This is a genomic window from Fictibacillus marinisediminis, from assembly GCF_023149135.1.
In the GTDB taxonomy this organism is placed as follows: Bacteria; Bacillota; Bacilli; order Bacillales; family Fictibacillaceae; genus Fictibacillus_C; species Fictibacillus_C marinisediminis.
On sequence record NZ_JAIWJX010000002.1, the window covers coordinates 3,649,741 to 3,667,207 of the forward strand.

A 17,467-nucleotide genomic window follows, 5' to 3' on the forward strand; every position below is an offset into this window, starting at 1 on the left:
TCACATTTTTCCGGAAAGGGGGAAAATACCCTTGATTAAAGAATGGAACCTGTTACGCACCCTAGCCTGTTTAAGCATTGTATTTCTGCACAGTACATCGCTGACAGCTGTCTCTGTCGGAGGTTATCCTGCGTCCGGGGTTTACAGCCTGCTGCGTATCGCTCTATGTTATGCCACACCGACGTTTGTCATCCTGTCTGAGATCATCCTTGCGAACCGCTATCCCGATCAGCTTCCGAAAAACTTTTGGAAAAAGCGTGTGAAGTGGATTCTTGCTCCGTTTCTCGCCTTTGCCGTGATCGATGCACTGGTTAGCTATCATCTCAACCCGAATATCGATATCGCTGTAATGATTAAAAACAATCTATTAGGAAATTACGAAGGATACTTCGTTCTGATTATTTTTCAATTTTATATCCTGCATTATTTTGTCACGAAATACAACATCAAGATGAACTGGCTGATCCCTATCAGCATTCTTGTGATGAGCCTTCATTTTAAAGTGATGGAAGGCCAGCATCCTTGGATCAAAGAGAATTTATCGTATTTAAAAATTCCGTTTACGGCATGGTTTGCGTATTTTACCATTGCTTATGCGATCGGAAAAAATTACAAAGCGATCGCTGCCAAGCTGCAAGAATTCCGATACCACACGCTCTTTGGGGTAGTTCTGAGTCTCGCTATTGTCTTGATTTTTTACAAATCAGGTTATGTCAGCGTCGGGTCGAAGCGATTAGATCTGTTTCCATTAACTGTTTCGATTAGTCTCCTCGTTCTGGCTTGGGGCCAATTGCTGCCGAATATTAAAATCGTGAACTTGATCAGCAATTACTCTTTTGGCATTTATCTCATCCACTGGCAGGTTCAGCGCTATCTTGCACCCTATACGGCTCAATGGTTCGACCAAACCCACCTGCAAGTGTTTTCGCTCTTCTTTATTACGCTTTTAATTTCAATGGCGATCATTAAAGTAATATCCTTACTACCGTTTGGATCTTATGTGGTAGGCAATACTAACCGTAAAATAAAAACGATATCTCCGAAACTGATCAAAACAGCATAGCTTCTCCCAAAAACAGATGTCCCCTCCAAGACATCTGTTTTTTACGGCCATTCATCCCTCGAACACATCGTTGGCGGATGTTTAGGCTTACTGTATAATAGGTAAAAGATAACAATGGATAAAAATGTTTTTCAAATGCCACTGGAGGTGGAGAAATGAAAACTGATTCTTTGGATTTAAGCCCATTTGTTTTGGACTATTTTTCGACTATTTCTCAAGATGACTTAAAGAAGGATGTATTCCCTAAATATCCGGAAGTCTTTAATTTAATTGCGCAGTCACGCGGATTCGGAATACCTTGGCAATACAAAAAAGCCGCAGAGTCCAATAAAGTTGATCAGCACATGTTTTTCTTTGAAAGTAACTTAGGCAAACAGTATACCGGAAATCCAAGGTACATTTATGAACGCATGATCGAACGTTACCCTAATTATACATATGTATGGTGCTATGCCGGCAACGAAAAGATTCCCGGAGATCCAATCATTGTTGATAGAGCATCCGCTGAATACTATAACTTTCTTGCCCGATCACGGTTTATCATTAATAACACAACATTTCCGCTTTGGTACCACCGGCCTGAGACCTTCTACTTTCAAACATGGCATGGCACACCGTTCAAAAGACTGCACTGGGACATTTCATCACGTCCATTAGAAAAACGGTCGACGCCTGAGTTCTATGTGAAATCAACCAAATGGGATGCCTTATTATCTCCTAATCATTATTCTACAGAGATATTCCAATCTGCTTTTAGATACGAAGGAGAAATCGTTGAATACGGTTATCCTTCTAATGATATTTTCTATGATAAAAGAAGATACTCAAACGTCAGAGAAAAAATAAGAGCAAAACTCGGAGTGCAAAATGACAATGCTCCCATCTACCTTTATGCACCAACATGGCGGGACGGGAAACATCTTGGGAACTCCATGTTTGAATTCAATTTAATGCTAGATCCATTTAAATTTATAGAGCATGCTCCTGAAGACGCTATCTTGCTTATCCGTTCTCACCATATGAGCAGCTCTGATGATAAATTAACGAGTCTCGCTGGCCGTGTAATTGACGTCAGTGGCTGGGACGATGCCATTGAACTAATGTGCGCAGCTGACGTTCTCATTACAGATTACTCATCGATCGTGTTTGACTGGTACTGCAGCCTTAAACCCGTTATTTATTATGTCCCTGATTACGACCAATATGTCGGCTCAGTACGAGGAGCTTATTTTGAATTAAGTGAGCAGCGAGCAGGAGAGATTTGCTACACTGAAGAAGAATTGCTGCAAACACTGCCTAAAGTCTTAAAAGACAACTCTCCTGAATATAAGGATTTTTATAAAACATTCTGCGTCATACATGACGGCAATTCCTCAGACCGAGTCATTGATTACCTGCTATCCAGATAAAAATGTAAAAATCAGCAAAGCACCCTATGTGAAGTGAAGGGTGCTTTTTCTATTTAATAAAAAAAGCACTGCCTGTTTCCAGGCAATGCTTTACTTGTTTAGTTCTGTTCTTGCTTTTGATCAGCAGCAGGTGCTTCTTCCTGTTTAGTCTGATCTTCAGTTTTTGCTTTATTTTTATCTTCATCACGGTAATTGTAATCGTACTTCGAGCGATCCACTGGTTTAAAATCACGTGGAGTATAGAAGCGAAGCAGATCTCCATAAACAACTTTGTCAGAAAGTTGAAGAGAATTTTCAGCAAATTCCTGTTCTTTCTGAATTTCTTTATTCTTTTTAACCGGTTCCCCAGTTTTGGCATCAAAGTACTTTCCATTGATGGCGGTAACCTTTGGACTGACAAAGCTTCCGTTACGGAATGGAACAACCTGTTGATGATCTTTGGACAGCAAATCTGTTCCGAATTGAACATACTCTTTTGTATCAACGCCAAGCAAGTGAAGAAGCGTAGGCAGAACGTCAATCTGTCCACCATACTCATGCTTCACTCCGCCTTTCATGCCAGGTACGTGAACCATGAACGGAACACGCTGCAGCTGGGCATTGTCATAAGGAGTGATTGCTTCTTTGTTCAATACTTTAGCCATGGCATCGTTATGGTTTTCGGAAATACCATAATGGTCTCCGTACATGACGATCACAGATCGGTCATACAGCCCAGAAGCTTTTAATTGATCCATGAAGCTCTTAACCGATTCATCGAGGTAACGAGCTGTCTGGAAGTAACGGTCAACTGATCCGTCACCCGTATCATCTGGCCCGATGCTTGCTTCCGCGTCATCAATCGGATACGGGAAGTGGTTGGACAATGTAATAAATTTCGTATAGAAAGGTTCTTTCAATGTTTTCAACATTGGAAGAGACTCTTCAAAGAATGGTTTATCTTTTAGTCCGTAGTTTACAACATCTTCATCTTTCATTTGGTAATGGCTCGCATCAAAGAACTTGTCATAGCCAAATGATTTGTAGGTCTCATCCCGGTTCCAGAACGTTTTGTAATTTCCGTGGAATACTGCGGAAGTGTAACCTTTTTGTCCTAAAATAGCAGGTGCGGCTTGGAATGTGTTATTTCCGTTCGTGGTAAATACTGAACCTTGCGGAAGTCCATAAATGGAATTTTCCAGCATGAATTCTGCATCGGATGTTTTACCCTGTCCTGTTTGGTGGAAAAAGTTATCAAAGTATAACGTATTCTTATCTTTTGTGAACGAGTTTAAATAAGGTGTAACTTCTTCACCATTCAGTTTGTAGTTGATCATAAAGTTCTGGAAAGATTCTAAATGAATGTAAATCACATTCATGCCTTTTGCCTTGCCAAAGTAAGCAGGGTTAGGCTTTGCATAGTTCGCGTCTTTGTAGTTAAGGACGTCACCCATATCACTTGAATCTGCAGATGCCTTTTGCGCGGAAATACGCATGCTTTGAATAGCATCATATATCACATAGTTGTATGTGCCCAGGTATTTCACCAAGTAGTTGCGGTCAAATGTACGCGTTAATAGCTGCGGACGATCTGTTTCCGCCAAGCCGATGTTAATGACAAGCAAGGCAATCGCTGAAACCAGCACAAGCTGCACTTTCTTACGAGCCATGCGAACCGGCTCGGGCTTGATGAATTTTGCAGCTACGAGAACAGTTAGAATGATGGTATCAATGAAATATAGCGGGTCATAAGGCTTAAGCAGTTCCCAGATGCTTCCTCCAAGATCTCCAAAGTTTTTCGTTTGAGTCAGGGTCGGCATCGTAATGAAATCATTAAAGAATCGGTAATACACGATATTTGCATATAAAACAAAGGAAAGGAAAAAGTTAAGGACAATGGTCCAGATATACGCTCTTTTACCTTTTGCAAATAGTGCCAATCCAAAAAAGAATATGGCTGAACTGATCGGGTTGATCAGCAGCAAAAACTTCTGCATTGCATTTTCTATACCAAGATTAAATTCAACAAGATAGCCTGTATACGTTTTTAGCCAAAAAAGAACAACAGCTAAAATGAAAAAACCAAGATGCTTTTGGACAACATTTTGGCCAGCTTTTAAAAGACCTTTCAATTCTTTCACCTCTTCTAGTACCTCTATAACATTATTGTCTAATCACTTTTATTCGCACCTGTAAATTTTAGTCTATTTTATTATAAATAGCAAAAGTGAAAATATGATGAAAAGCTAAGATTTAATTTTATTTTTGTTTATTTTTCCTTAAAATTACGAGCTCTAGCCATGGTTTTCGTTTATTATTGCGGTATTTTGATTGTAAAAACGCTTCCTTTTCCGGACTTGCCCGCAACCTGGATCCAGCCGCCGTGGGAATCCACAATCCATTTTGCAATCGCAAGCCCCAAACCGTGGCCTCCAAGCTGTTTTGACCGGGATTTATCCGTCCGGTAAAACCGCTCAAATATCCGTTCGCGTTCTTCAGGCTTTATCCCTATACCCTGATCTTCAACTAAAATAACCAGCAATTTATTTTTTTCTTCTTTTTTCAGCGAAAGTTCAAGGTTAACCTCAGTATTTTCAGGAGAATACTTGATGGCATTCTCCAGCAGAATATAAAGAAGCTGATCCAAACGTTCACGGTTTCCATACACAAAAAGCTGGGCAGGCGTACTCAGCCTAATTGTTATACGTTTCTCATCCGCAATTGTTTCAAGAGAATGAACCGCTTTTTCAGCCAGCTGATGAAAATCAAACACTTCTTTTCTTACTTCTGTGTTTTCTGCATCAGAACGGGCCAGTGTGAGCAAATCTCCTACAAGTTTAATCATCCGCTTTACTTCATATTTCATATTAGATAGAACAGAGTGTGAAAATTCATCTTCCTGCACTTGTTTTTCCATCTCCAGCGCATTAATAGAAGATAATATGACACTCAGCGGGGTTCGCAGCTCATGTGAGGCATCGGCGGCAAATTCACGCTGCTTCATATACGATCTGATAATAGGTGACATAGCTCGCTTCGACATGAAATAGCTGATAAAAAAAGAAACAAAGGAAAAGACGAAAAGCAGTATGGCAAAAATGTTCAATAGCCAATCAAATAGCTCCACCCTATTAGATATGCTTTTCCCAACATATAAAATGCCAATGAATTGATTTCCTTTATAAATTTTGCGTCCAGCCATCATGAGATCGATATTTCTTTTATTCAAATCCTCTTGCCACGGAACAAAATAAGAGACATTTAAGTTTTCATACCGGATCTCTTTTGGATTTGGATTCCAGCCCTCTAGTTTCTTATACAGCTTCGGACGGAGATGATGGTAGAGTTCATCACCCGTTAATAGCTTTCCTTTGGCATCGACGACGTAATAGAAGAACTGTTCGTCAGAAAGCATAACAAAGTTTTGTATGGAAGGCTTTTTGCCTTTTATCATTTTTTCTTTGATCACACTTACTTCCTGGTCCACGAGCTTCTTCAGCTGATCCTCCTGGCTGCTGACAATCACTCCGTATAGCAAGAAATAAACGATGACCATAAAAAGAATTAAGAACAGCATCAGAATGCCTGTATAAATCATCGTCAGCCGCCACTGTGTACGGCTGATCAGATTCAAGTTTTTCAAAAGATTCCAGCGGGAAAAGAGGCTAGTTTTCAAGGCGATACCCCACCCCGCGCACACTTTCAATAATTTCCTTTTTGGTGAGCTTTCCAAGTTTTTTCCGAAGCAATTTAACAGTGGCATCCACTGTCTTTGCTGAGACATCTGCATCGAAACCCCAGATCCGGTCAAGGATGGTTTCCCTCGGCAGTACTTGGCCTTTATTGCGAACAAGAAGATCAAACAGCTGAAATTCCCTTGGGGTCAGCTGTATCTCACGCTTAGCTGAATTTACTATATAACTGGTACGATTCAACACAATATCATAAAGTACGACCTTTTCTTCAACAATAGGAGCAAAGTTCCTACGTGATAGAGCCCGAAGCCTGGCAAGAAGTTCGTCAATTTCAAAGGGTTTGACAAGGTAGTCGTCGGCTCCTGCATCCAGTCCATGAATCCTGTCCTGAACTGAATCTTTTGCTGTCAGCATCAGAATGGCTTGGGAATAGCCACCAGACCGTAATCGCCGGCAAACTTCCAAACCTGTTTGCCCCGGCATCATCCAATCCAGAATCACAATGTCAAAATCAGATGCTATCGCGGTCTCATAGGCATCTTCTCCATTTGATACCCACTCTACATGATGTTGATTTTTTTTCAGCATATGGACAATCAACTTTCCAAGATGCAAATCGTCTTCCGCTACCAGAATGTTCATGTAAAAGCAGGCTCCCTTCAGCTTGATCACTGACTTCAACAATTGATGATAGCACAATTACTGCAAAGAGGATTGAAATTCCTGCTGATTTCACACAATTTCCTAATTCTTATGTATGGCTGTTAGAAAATGAAGGTGGGGATTTTTTCAAAAATCACTTTACATAGGAGAGATTCTGAGGAATAATGAGAGTTATAAAACGAACGTTTGTTCCTATTCAGAGTATACCTCATATCTTCTTCTTTTGTCTATAAAAAAAGCCAGCATTAAATGCTGACTTTACTTAAACTCGTGAAAAGGAAGAAAGTATACTTGATAATTAGGAAGTCTTTCAAAACCAAGTTTTTCTGCGATTACAATCGAATCATGCCTAAAGGTTTCTGTTGTCCAATGGGGTTTCCTGCCACTTTTTATGCAGTCATTGATAAAACCACGGGCCATTCTCGTTGCAAGCCCTCTGCCTCGATGTTCTGTTTCATAAACATTTATACCGATCTCCACGTCACCACCACACGCAAACACACTGATGCACGTTCCAATGACTTTGCTTTTATGCATGACACACCAGCCTAGACCGTGTTCTAAAAAGCTTTCCTCCGAGACCCAGAATTTCTTAATCTCTTTATTGATCGTCTGGAGGGGATCCATCAAAAGTAAATCTTGAGTAATTCTCGATACTATGTAGCCTTCAGGTATGGCATTGTTTAACTTTAAAGATAAAAAATGCTCACTGTGAAACTTGAAAGGCACTCGTTCACCTATTTTTAATCCTGCAGGAAATAGCGAGGATATTACTTCATGCCAGCCTTGAGGAGGATATACTTCAAGATTAAAATCACTTTCGCCGAATTCAAGTGCTTCAGGTTTTATTACTTCTATTATGAATGGCTGCAGAAAGGAGTTGAATGTGTGGTTCGTATGGTCTCCTCCCAAATAAAACATTTCATTAACCGCCCAGATTAATGCAGTTAAAGGAGATTCAACATCATCAACAAAAATCTTTCCGCGATTTATCCCTGAAATGACACCTTGTATGACTGGATGATCGTTTTGTTCTTTAAAAAGTTTTCTTACCTTATCGTATCGTTTTAGAGTCAATTCATAAATCATATTGATCCATTCTCCCTTGTTTTAAGATTTTTGCACTCTGCATAATCTCTTAAAACTGAAAGACTGCACGACGTTTACTTATAAGTGCCGTTTCAAACCAACCTCCTCGCCATTTACAATTAATAATCCAAGTTTATCATGATTTCTCTCAAAGCGTACGCGAACAATTCAATTTCCTTTTATACGAACAGAATTTTCGTTTTTCTTGCCAATTCCACGTTTCAATCTGCTAAAATCCGGAAATATTATCAAGCAAGCATGGTAATAAAATCATAAAAATCGGGCCCACTACATATAGCGCATAAGACATATTACCCCTTCTTTCGACAACTGGCAGGTATATTCTTCAAAGGAAAGAAAAAAGTAGGAAAACAAAGAGGAAAGGAGAATGGTGATGAGCAGTGAAGTGCTAAAAAAACGCATTCACCAGTATTTCAACACAAAGAAGATAAAGGATGAGCAGCTCGAAACATTGCTGGTACGTTTCATCCTGTCCGTTAAAAAAGGAAAGTAAGAAAAAAGGAGCCTTCATGGAGGGCTCCTTTTTTTCAATTAAGCGTGCCTGGCACCAAAACTATTAAACAGGAATTTTTTCGTTATTTTCCGAAGTAAGTTGTTCATGTCTGCCGTAGTGTTTAGCTATCAGATGGCCGTATATAGACGCCAGAACCTGCTGAAACAGCATTCCAACCACGACGGGAACAGCTGTCGCCGGCGAAAAGTACGTTAACGCAAGAACAGATCCAGCGCTGATATTCCGCATGCCTCCACTGAAGACGAGAGCTACAACCGTTTCTCTCTCCCATCCAAAAAGCATGCCGGTCAGCCAGCATATTAAGTAACCGCTGGCCGCGATCAACAGGACGAACAAACCAATCAATAAAAGTTTCCCGTTCACATGAACCAAATACGGGGTGGCAACCGAAGCATTGATGGCGACCACAGCACTCATGCAAATTTTAGAAACAGGAGAGATTCTTTTCCCGAGCGTGTTCTTTATTTCTCCCTTCGTCCAATGATTGAGCAGCATGCCAATGACAGATGGGATCACGATCATAATCAACAGGTCCTTCACCATGGACCATTCATTAATGGAGACGGTTTCTCCGACAAACAGGGATAGGCTGTAAGGTACGACGATCGGCGATAATAGCGTATCAATCAATATAATGGAAAGCGCGAGGGTGCTGTTCCCCCGATAAATGGATACCCAGATGCTGCTCGTCACGCCGCACGGTATGACCATTGCCAATACGAGTCCGGTTATGGTTGGGGAATCCGAGGAAAACGCAATGTGCCCGACTCCCCACGCCCATATCGGCATTATGATATGCAGGATGATGAGTGCTGTCAGGATGGGCACAGGCCGGGACAGTGTATTGCGCAGATGGGTAAAATTAGACCCTAAACTACCTGAAAACGTCATGAATGCAAAAATCCAAGGAACTAAAAAAAGCAAACCCTTTAGTTCGCTCGTAAGCAAAATTCCAAGGATCACGCTTGCGGGTGTAATAAATGGCATAAATCTTTCCAGCTGGTGGTTTAACTTTTCTAACACGATTAGCCTTCTTCCGTCTGAGTCTATTACTCTAATAGTATATTAATTTATAGTATAAAATATTTAAGTTTGCGGTGCCAGGCACCGCAATTACATACTTGTGTAATTCAGGTGCCTGGCACCATATATGGCACCCTATAAAAACAGGCGCAGGCTATTGTATATTTTTGAATCCCTCTCCCCGCCAGGTGCATAGGATGTATGCATACACTTTTGAGATAGCTGTCCAAATCAGATTATTTAATTGACAAACTTTTAATTCTATTTTACATTAAATGAAATTAAATATTCTTATCCAGAGAGGTGGAGGGAATTGACCCTGAGAAACCTCGGCAACAGACTCCTATATGAGCACTGTGCCAATTTCAACAAGCTTTTTGCTTGGAAGATAAGAATTGTGTTGATCATTCTTCGGTCTCTTCAACCCTTTCTTATGTTTCCATAAACATAGGAAGGGGTTTTTTATTGAATCAATTCCGACTAAAAAGATATGAATAGTTATTTTAAATGATAAACGTTAAATAAGGAGTTGGTGATATGGAAAAACACGATTGTATACACTGGGAGGGAAAAAGGCTTACCTCAACCGTGCATTATCCGGAATCCGTACTGAGCAAAAGTAAGAAATTCCCTGCCGTTATTATTTGCCATGGATTTACAAGCAACCGGATCGGTGTGGACCGCTTGTTTGTTAAAACCGCACAGCAGCTTTCTTCGAACGGATTTGTTGTGGTTCGGTTTGATTATTCGGGCTGCGGGGAGAGCGAGGGGAATTATGGGGAAAACAGCTTTGAAGACCTAATCGACCAAACATATGCTGCCGTTAGCTTTGCCTTGGAGCTTCCTAACGTTGATTCCGACCAGATTACCCTGCTGGGCCATAGCCTTGGAGGAGCAGTCGCTGTGCATTCTGCGGCACGTGACGAAAGGGTTAAACAGTTAATCCTCTGGTCTGCGGTGGGACGGCCGTTTGATGACATTGTTAATATCGTGGGTGAAGAAGAATATAGCCATCTATTCATTAAAGGATTCGTGGATCATTTAGGTTATTCCCTGACCACAAAATTTCTGCAGTCTCTCAAGAATTCCAATCCTTTAGACCAGCTATCCCAGTTTTCGGGTGATGTGCTGCTCCTTCACGGTACGGACGACAAAGAAATTCCAGCCCATTATTGCGGTGAATTCTTTGAGAACACACAAAAAAGACCCTGTGGAAAAAGCAAGATTCGGCTTATTAAAGGCGCCAACCACACCTTCTCATCCATCATGCACTTCAATGAACTGATCACTGTAACCTCCAATTGGCTCATAAATGATTCTAATTTGATGGTGCCAGGCACCGGCTTTTGACACTTGTGTAAAAGCGGTGCCTGGCACCTGAAGTACAGCGATGGTAAACCGATCCCGGATCTCCTTTAACAAAGCCAGTATTGATAGCGATGGTGTTCCAATGAAAACTGACCGGGTTGTTCGCATTTACCGAAAATCTGTCCAGATACAACGTTTTTTGTGTGAGAGGCGCTAACACATACACTAAACTTTCCAACAACAGGATGACTGCCGCAACTAATTTTTTCACTTCTTCATCTTCCTTTTTAAAAATCTGCACCTTCGTGATCTTTAAGCTGCTTCAGAATCACTTTCCACTCTGAAAGATACAGCAAATGTGCTCGGTCTTTTTTGATCTTTCAATTAAGAAAGCCGCATAAAACTTGCTCACATTGTCCCCTTCTGCATTCCATATCGTAGTATAATAGCTTTTGTATTTTTATTATGGACGCGTCGCCGTAAACTTCATTACCCTTACCATACAACCAACTTGAACGCTCTAAAAATTAAGGGGAGATCAACTTGAGAGAAAAACGCAGAAAAAGTCTGACTAGCCTGATTGTATTGCTGTTAACGGCTTTGCTCATCACAGGGTGTGCACAGGCACCTAGCACAGGCCAAACAAGCACGGATCCCGGACAAAAAACGGATTCACCTGCTGCAAAACAAGAAGATTCATCTTCAAATGATGTCAAAATCACTCCATCCAGAGATCAGACATCTGCCGTTAAAGGCATGCCGGCTACTGTTACGTATGTGGTCGATGGGGATACACTGGATGTGAAATTTAAGAACGGAAAAACGGAGCGAATCCGCATGCTCCTTATCGACACACCCGAGACAAAACATCCGAGGCTCGGTGTTCAGCCGTTCGGGCCGGAAAGCTCCAAATTTACAAAAACCCAGTTAACGGGCAAAAAAGTCGGTGTCGAGCTGGATGTGTCCGAACGCGATAAATACGGCAGGCTGCTCGCGTACATATGGATCGGAAAGCAAAACTTTAACCAACTGCTTCTGGAAAAAGGCCTTGCCCGTGTGGCCTATGTGTATCCGCCTAACACCAAATACGTCGATCAGTTCCGCGCCACACAAGAAAAAGCTCAAAAAGCAGGTGTTGGCATTTGGTCGATTGAAAACTATGCCCAGCAGGATGGATTCCATGCCAATTCAAAAACCAGCACATCAAACGGAACAGTTTCCGGAGGGTCACAAACCAACAAGCAGAATACTCAAGTGAAAACGCCAGAGAAACCAAAGGGAAGCTGCAACATCAAGGGAAACCAGTCCCGAATCTATCACATGCCTGGCGGCCAATATTACGATCGGACGAAAGCCGAGGTCATGTTCTGCTCAGAGGCTGAAGCCCAAAAAGCAGGCTACCGGAAGTCTCAGCGATAGATAGTGGAGATAAAACTAAAAGCCTAATCAGCAGTTTGTGCTGATCCGGCTTTTCTTTTGGCTTTTTTAGATAGTGGTTCTAGTGCCAATAACGATGGTTGCGTCCAGTTCGCCGGAACGGACTACACGTGATAACAATCCGTTAGCATTAAAAATTTCGAGAGTCTGCAGTGCCTGCCGTTCGCTGGTCTCAACAAGCAGATGGCCTCCCGGCGCCAGCCAGACCGACGCACCAGCCGCTATCCTCCGCTGGAGGTCAAGTCCATCCTCCCCGCCGTCCAGTGCCACTCGATCCTCGTGAAGGCGGGCTTCCGCAGGAAGCATCCCGATCGCATCAGTGGGGACGTAAGGTGCGTTAGCGACTAGGAGGTTGACGCGCCCGAGAAGTGTTTTGGGCATCGGCTCGTACAGGTCACCTTCGTAGACACGGCCACCGAGAGCCGTCACATTACGGCTAGCGCATTGTACCGCTTTCGGATCGATGTCAGCAGCATACAGCTTAATACTTTCTTGGATTGAAGCCAGCACGGCGCCAACCGCACCTGAACCGCAGCAGAGATCAACGGCGATGTCTTCCGTCCGAATGATATTTGCCGCTTGGGAGACAAGAAACTCAGTACGTCGGCGGGGAACAAAAACCTCCGGGTCCACCTTGATCCGGAAGCCGCAGAATTCCGCCCATCCGATGATTTGTTCGAGAGGAAAACCGGCAGCACGCTGGTCTATCATAGCCGCCAGCTGTGCTGGCGTTTTCGCCTCAGCCATCAGCAAACGAGCCTCATCCTCCGCATAAACACAGCCTGCTGCCCTAAGCCTCGTGACAACGGATGAAAAATTCCTATCCTGTTGAATATCAACATTCACCATGATTTTACCTCTGAATGAATTTTCTGGTGCCTTTTTTTTGAGGTGCCTGGCACCACGATTACATACATGTGTAACGGAGGTGCCTGGCACCCCTCTCTACTCCACCCCTCTAAAAAAACGACAATCCAACTGCGAAGATGACACCCGACACAAGCAGGGTTGTGACGCAGTATCCCATGATGTCCCGTGCGCCGAGTCCGGCAATAGCGAGAGCCGGCAAAGCCCAAAAAGGCTGGGCCATGTTCATCCATGCTTCACCGTAGGCGATGGCCATCGCTGCGATGCCGGGTTCTACACCGAGCTGCTGTGCGGCAGGCATGATGAACGGCCCCTGTACGACCCAGTGTCCTCCGCCGGACGGAACGAAGAAGTTGACGAATCCTGAGCTCAAGAACGCAAAGAACGGAAACGTCGATGGGTTGGAAATGGAGATAAATGCGTTGGTGATCATCCCGCCAAGGCCGGACAGCTCCATCATCCCTTGAATCCCCGCATAGAACGGGAATTGAATCAAGATGCCCGCTGTGCCTTTTGCCGCATTGGATACAGCGTTCATGTAAGACAGCGGCGTTCCGTGAAGCAGAAGACCTGTCGTAAAGAACAGCAAGTTGACGGTATTGATATCGATTTTAAAACCGTTTGTGGCTATGTAATAGATGATGTACGAATAGCCGAGCACCGCAATTGCCAGGCTGAGAAATCTGCTGTTTTCCATCGCAACGGCAAACGTTCGTTTCACCTCAGTTGGGGCGATCGCTATCGCTGCAGAGGCTTCGTCTTCCGCGAGGATCTTTGGATCGATCCCAATCACGTCTTTTCCCGTAGGCATCATCAGCCTGGCCATGATAGGCAGGATAATAAGCAGCGCGACCGTAATGAACAGGTTATAGCTGGTGAAGATGGTATCCGTCAGCGGAATCAGCCCAGCTGTTTTTTCCATCGGATTTCCTGGAGTGGCAGCCACGAGGGGAATAGAACCTGACAGTCCGCCGTGCCATGTAAGAAAACCGATATACGCACACGCGATCAGAAAACGGTAATCCGAGCCAGGAATCCGTTTGGCTACTTCCTTTGCGAACAGGGCACCAACGATCAGCCCGAACCCCCAGTTGATAAAACAAGCAAGCCCAGAACCAACCGTAACTAAAATGACCCCTTGAGCTGGTGTTTTAGCAATTCCGGCTAGCTTCACCATCCATTTTTTGATCAATGGTGAACTGGCTAGGGCATGCCCCGTCACCAGGACGAGAGCCATCTGCATCGCAAAGGCCAGAAGGTTCCAGAATCCCGATCCCCAGAAACCTACCATTTCGATGGGGCTGTGATGCGTAAAAATAACACCGGATAAAAAGAGAATGATTGTCAGGATTAATGCAAACACAAATGGATCAGGCAAGAACCTCTGCACAAGGGTAGTGAAGAAATTAGATAGCGCTTTCATTTTATTCTCCTTCTCTGTTAATCTATTTACTTTTTTAAAAGTACACTGTATAAATATTCATCTTAACGAAGTAAAAATCCTGTCTGTCTTTTTTCCTATTTGTAAAATTTCATCACTATTCGGCGAAAAATATCAAAAAAAGCAAGAATGATATTTGGCACCATTCTCGCTCTTCTTATTACTCTCCCACCATCAGTACTACTTTTCCCGTGCTTTTTCTGCTTTCCACCCATTCGTGGGCACGGGCTGCATCTTTTAAAGAAAACTGCTGTCCAATATTGATTTCCACTCGGCCATCCTCCAGCAACGGAAACACTTTAGGAGCGATTCTTTGCAGTACATCTGGCCTCTCCTTTCTCGTCGTACCGAGGCTGAAGCCGAGCACCGAACGGCAGCTTGAATGCAGCTCACCCGCCGGAATATTGCCATAGCTTCCACTGGAATTTCCGAAAACAACGAGGCGGCCATATTTGGCCAAACAGCTGAAACTCGCTGCAGTCAGGTCCCGGCCGACCGAATCAAGAATGATGTCAGCTCCCTTTCCATGAGTCAGCTCATTCACTCTTTGAGCAACATTATCCTGCTCATAACAAATGACATGATGAGCGCCGGAATCCTTGGCTGTTTTGATTTTGTTTTCATTTCCCACCGTGCCGATCACAATGCCCGCACCAAGAGCGAGGGCCATCTGCACTGCTGTCGTTCCAACACCGCCGGCCGCTGAATGAATGACAACAGTCTCTTCTTCCTCTATCTGCGCCAAATTGGCGAGTAAATGGTATGAAAGAAACGAAACGATACCGCAAGCCCCTGCTGTTTCAAAGCTCATGCTGTCCGGTATCGCGAATGTCAAATTTTCGTCTGCTGCTATGTATTCTGCATAGGAACCGTTATGAGGAAAGGCAAGAACCCGCTGCCCCACTTGAAGGCTCTGTACGTCTTCACCCACCAGCTCCACTACCCCAGCCGCTTCCAAACCCGGAATAAATGGCAGAGTTCCCTTTCCCTTATTCCCATGCCTCGCTTTAATGTCTGCGTAGTTTACAGAAGTAGCCTTCACCTTAATTAACACCTGTTTGGATTTGATAGAAGGCACATTCATATCCAGGTACTCCATGTTCTCTGGTCCGCCAAATTTCGTCACCGCAATTGCCTTCATCGTTCCGTTGATCGTCCCCTTCATCCCATTTCCTCCTTTTTCCTTTTATTATGGTGCCAGGCACCACAATTACACAAGTGTCAAAACGCGGTGCCTGGCACCATCAAAGTGGACCCTCACAGGTCTTGGCACCACAAAAATCTCCCTCCTTCTGGTAAACTTAATGAAAATGAAAATACATAGATAGGATGGGATACGATGACTGCTCGAAAACTGCTGATCGCTCAAAATGTTGATGCTGCTTATGTTGAAAAAGTGCAGGAAGTAATACCGGAATGGACCATTGTGACCGGCAAGGATAAGGAAATATGGCAAAAGGAAGCTCCCGATGCTGAAGTGATCGCCGGATGGAAAAAAGGGATGGAGGATTACACCCTTGACAGTGAAAATTCATCTTTAAAATGGGTGCAAACGTGGAGTGCCGGGGTAAACAGTCTTCCATTAGACAAGCTATCCAGCAAAAATGTGCTTCTGACCAGTGCCAACGGGGTTCATGCCTTCCCGATTTCTGAGACCATTTTCGCCCTCATGCTCGGGCTGACCCGCAAAATTCATACGTATGTCCGCAACCAGCAGTCCAAAACATGGGATCATTCCAATCTTAAGCTTGAAATTCACGGAAAGACGATCGGCATCCTTGGTACAGGTGCGATCGGAAAAGAAACGGCAAAGATTGCAAAAGCGTTTGGCATGAGAGTTCTAGGTATGCGCCACTCCGGAAAACCCGAAGAATATATCGATAAAATGTATACATCTGATGAGTTGCATGATCTGCTGCCTGAATGTGATTATGTGGCAGTGACGCTCCCGCTTACAGAAAAGACCCATCACCTTCTTGGCCAAAAAGAGTTTCAGCTCATGAAAAACTCTTCTTTCTTCATTAATATAGGACGCGGTGACATCGTGGTCGAAGAAGAGATGATTGAAGCGCTGAAGAACGGTGAAATTGCCGGAGCCGGGCTTGATGTGTTCGAGACCGAACCGCTCGGAAATAACAGCCCGCTTTGGGAGATGGAAAATGTCATCATTACACCCCATACCGCCGGATCCACACAGTATTACGACCAGCGGGTGATCGAGGACATCTTGATTCCTAACTTAAAGGAATATGTAAACGGAAAGACACCTTCCATTAACGCGGTTGATTACAAGAAAGGCTATTAAACCATCACTAAAGAGGTCCTAATCAAAAGGACCTCTTGCCACTGACAATTATGTAACTGCCCACTCTACGGCGGACTCCATTAACCTAGCCACCCCATAAATAAAAGAGATGGATCTTCTCCATCTCTTTCTTCATTTAAAATCCTTCCACGTATAATCAACCGACAGCATACCTGCTGGCACCCTTCTATTCAGCGAAGGATCCTCCTTTACCGCCAGTTCCGGCCTTTTAAAGCAAACAAGGCTTTTATAAAAGCCAAACTTTTGGCATACTTCTGGTCTTGCCGAATAGATGCCGCACTTGTCCTGATCCAGATCATAAAAGATGCACGTTCCGTAGTAGCGGTTCTGGTTCTCCAGCTTGCTCCGCAGTTTCCGCGGCATGGTCTTCACTTTCTTTTTTATTTTTTTGAGCTCTGCTTCTGTTATGGCAACCGGTCCGCAGCATAGTCCTCTGCATCCCTTGCATGGCAGCGTATTCTCCATCCGCATCCTCCTCCTCAGCCAGGTACCCCGTTAGCCCTAACTTTCTTTCAGCCCATTAATTTCCACAAAAACCTGTCGAATCCTTTTTTGGTTTGTTTTTTGTGTTTTTGGTGCCAGGCACCGCGTTTTGACATATGTCAAAAAGGGGTGCCTGGCACCACTCCCCG

Annotated in this window: 15 protein-coding genes and 1 riboswitch; of the genes, 5 read left to right on the plus strand and 10 right to left on the minus strand. The window is 43.6% G+C overall.

Features of this window, described 5'->3' with window-relative positions; all coding sequences use genetic code 11:
* Window positions 1–31 precede the first annotated feature (31 nt).
* The gene (locus LCY76_RS19350) at window positions 32–1,063 is read left to right on the plus strand and encodes an acyltransferase family protein (RefSeq protein ID WP_248253980.1); all 1,032 of its coding nucleotides are present in this window, start codon (window positions 32–34) and stop codon (window positions 1,061–1,063) included.
* A 155-nt stretch (window positions 1,064–1,218) separates the two neighbouring features.
* Window positions 1,219–2,472 (plus strand): CDP-glycerol glycerophosphotransferase family protein, encoded by a 1,254-nt coding sequence (locus LCY76_RS19355; RefSeq protein WP_248253981.1) that lies wholly within the window; start codon window positions 1,219–1,221, stop codon window positions 2,470–2,472.
* Between the two features lie 98 nt (window positions 2,473–2,570).
* Here the strand turns inward: LCY76_RS19355 and ltaS are convergent, their stop codons facing one another.
* From ltaS to LCY76_RS19380, 5 genes are all read right to left on the minus strand, one after another.
* The gene (gene ltaS, locus LCY76_RS19360) at window positions 2,571–4,583 is read right to left on the minus strand and encodes a lipoteichoic acid synthase (RefSeq protein ID WP_248253982.1); all 2,013 of its coding nucleotides are present in this window, start codon (window positions 4,581–4,583) and stop codon (window positions 2,571–2,573) included.
* 182 nt (window positions 4,584–4,765) lie between these two features.
* The gene (locus LCY76_RS19365) at window positions 4,766–6,127 is read right to left on the minus strand and encodes a sensor histidine kinase (protein ID WP_248253983.1); all 1,362 of its coding nucleotides are present in this window, start codon (window positions 6,125–6,127) and stop codon (window positions 4,766–4,768) included.
* On the minus strand, window positions 6,117–6,788 hold the full coding sequence (locus LCY76_RS19370) for a response regulator transcription factor (protein WP_053356916.1): 672 nt from the start codon (window positions 6,786–6,788) through the stop codon (window positions 6,117–6,119). Before LCY76_RS19370 ends, LCY76_RS19365 begins: the two co-directional genes overlap by 11 nt.
* A 279-nt stretch (window positions 6,789–7,067) precedes the next feature.
* Window positions 7,068–7,898, minus strand: a complete 831-nt coding sequence (locus tag LCY76_RS19375) for a GNAT family N-acetyltransferase (protein WP_248253984.1) — start codon at window positions 7,896–7,898, stop codon at window positions 7,068–7,070.
* A 577-nt stretch (window positions 7,899–8,475) separates the two neighbouring features.
* Window positions 8,476–9,456 (minus strand): bile acid:sodium symporter family protein, encoded by a 981-nt coding sequence (locus tag LCY76_RS19380; RefSeq protein ID WP_248253985.1) that lies wholly within the window; start codon window positions 9,454–9,456, stop codon window positions 8,476–8,478.
* 288 nt (window positions 9,457–9,744) lie between these two features.
* A riboswitch (SAM riboswitch) is annotated at window positions 9,745–9,851 on the plus strand.
* Window positions 9,852–9,993: 142 nt separating this feature from the next.
* Here LCY76_RS19380 and LCY76_RS19385 point away from each other — a divergent pair.
* Window positions 9,994–10,806 carry an alpha/beta hydrolase family protein gene (locus tag LCY76_RS19385; RefSeq protein WP_248253986.1) on the plus strand — a complete coding sequence of 271 codons (813 nt, stop codon included), beginning with the start codon at window positions 9,994–9,996 and terminating at the stop codon, window positions 10,804–10,806.
* Here LCY76_RS19385 and LCY76_RS19390 read toward each other — a convergent pair.
* On the minus strand, window positions 10,775–11,035 hold the full coding sequence (locus LCY76_RS19390; RefSeq protein ID WP_248253987.1) for a hypothetical protein: 261 nt from the start codon (window positions 11,033–11,035) through the stop codon (window positions 10,775–10,777). The genes LCY76_RS19385 and LCY76_RS19390 overlap by 32 nt on opposite strands.
* Before the next feature lie 272 nt (window positions 11,036–11,307).
* Between LCY76_RS19390 and LCY76_RS19395 the strand changes: the two genes are divergently transcribed.
* A complete protein-coding gene (locus LCY76_RS19395) occupies window positions 11,308–12,183 on the plus strand; it encodes a thermonuclease family protein (RefSeq protein WP_248253988.1) in 876 nt (291 codons plus the stop codon).
* 66 nt (window positions 12,184–12,249) lie between these two features.
* Here LCY76_RS19395 and LCY76_RS19400 read toward each other — a convergent pair whose 3' ends face one another.
* The 3 genes from LCY76_RS19400 to LCY76_RS19410 all read right to left on the minus strand — a co-directional run bounded on the left by LCY76_RS19400 (window position 12,250) and on the right by LCY76_RS19410 (window position 15,650).
* Window positions 12,250–13,050: a putative protein N(5)-glutamine methyltransferase gene (locus tag LCY76_RS19400; protein WP_248253989.1), complete on the minus strand. Its 801-nt coding sequence runs from the start codon at window positions 13,048–13,050 to the stop codon at window positions 12,250–12,252.
* Window positions 13,051–13,159: 109 nt separating this feature from the next.
* Window positions 13,160–14,491 (minus strand): TIGR00366 family protein, encoded by a 1,332-nt coding sequence (locus LCY76_RS19405; protein WP_248253990.1) that lies wholly within the window; start codon window positions 14,489–14,491, stop codon window positions 13,160–13,162.
* 178 nt (window positions 14,492–14,669) lie between these two features.
* Window positions 14,670–15,650, minus strand: a complete 981-nt coding sequence (locus tag LCY76_RS19410; protein ID WP_248254726.1) for a quinone oxidoreductase family protein — start codon at window positions 15,648–15,650, stop codon at window positions 14,670–14,672.
* Window positions 15,651–15,848: 198 nt separating this feature from the next.
* Between LCY76_RS19410 and LCY76_RS19415 the strand changes: the two genes are divergently transcribed.
* A complete protein-coding gene (locus LCY76_RS19415; RefSeq protein ID WP_248253991.1) occupies window positions 15,849–16,814 on the plus strand; it encodes a D-2-hydroxyacid dehydrogenase in 966 nt (321 codons plus the stop codon).
* Between the two features lie 132 nt (window positions 16,815–16,946).
* Here LCY76_RS19415 and LCY76_RS19420 read toward each other — a convergent pair whose 3' ends face one another.
* On the minus strand, window positions 16,947–17,300 hold the full coding sequence (locus LCY76_RS19420; RefSeq protein ID WP_248253992.1) for a YkgJ family cysteine cluster protein: 354 nt from the start codon (window positions 17,298–17,300) through the stop codon (window positions 16,947–16,949).
* Window positions 17,301–17,467: the final 167 nt, after the last annotated feature.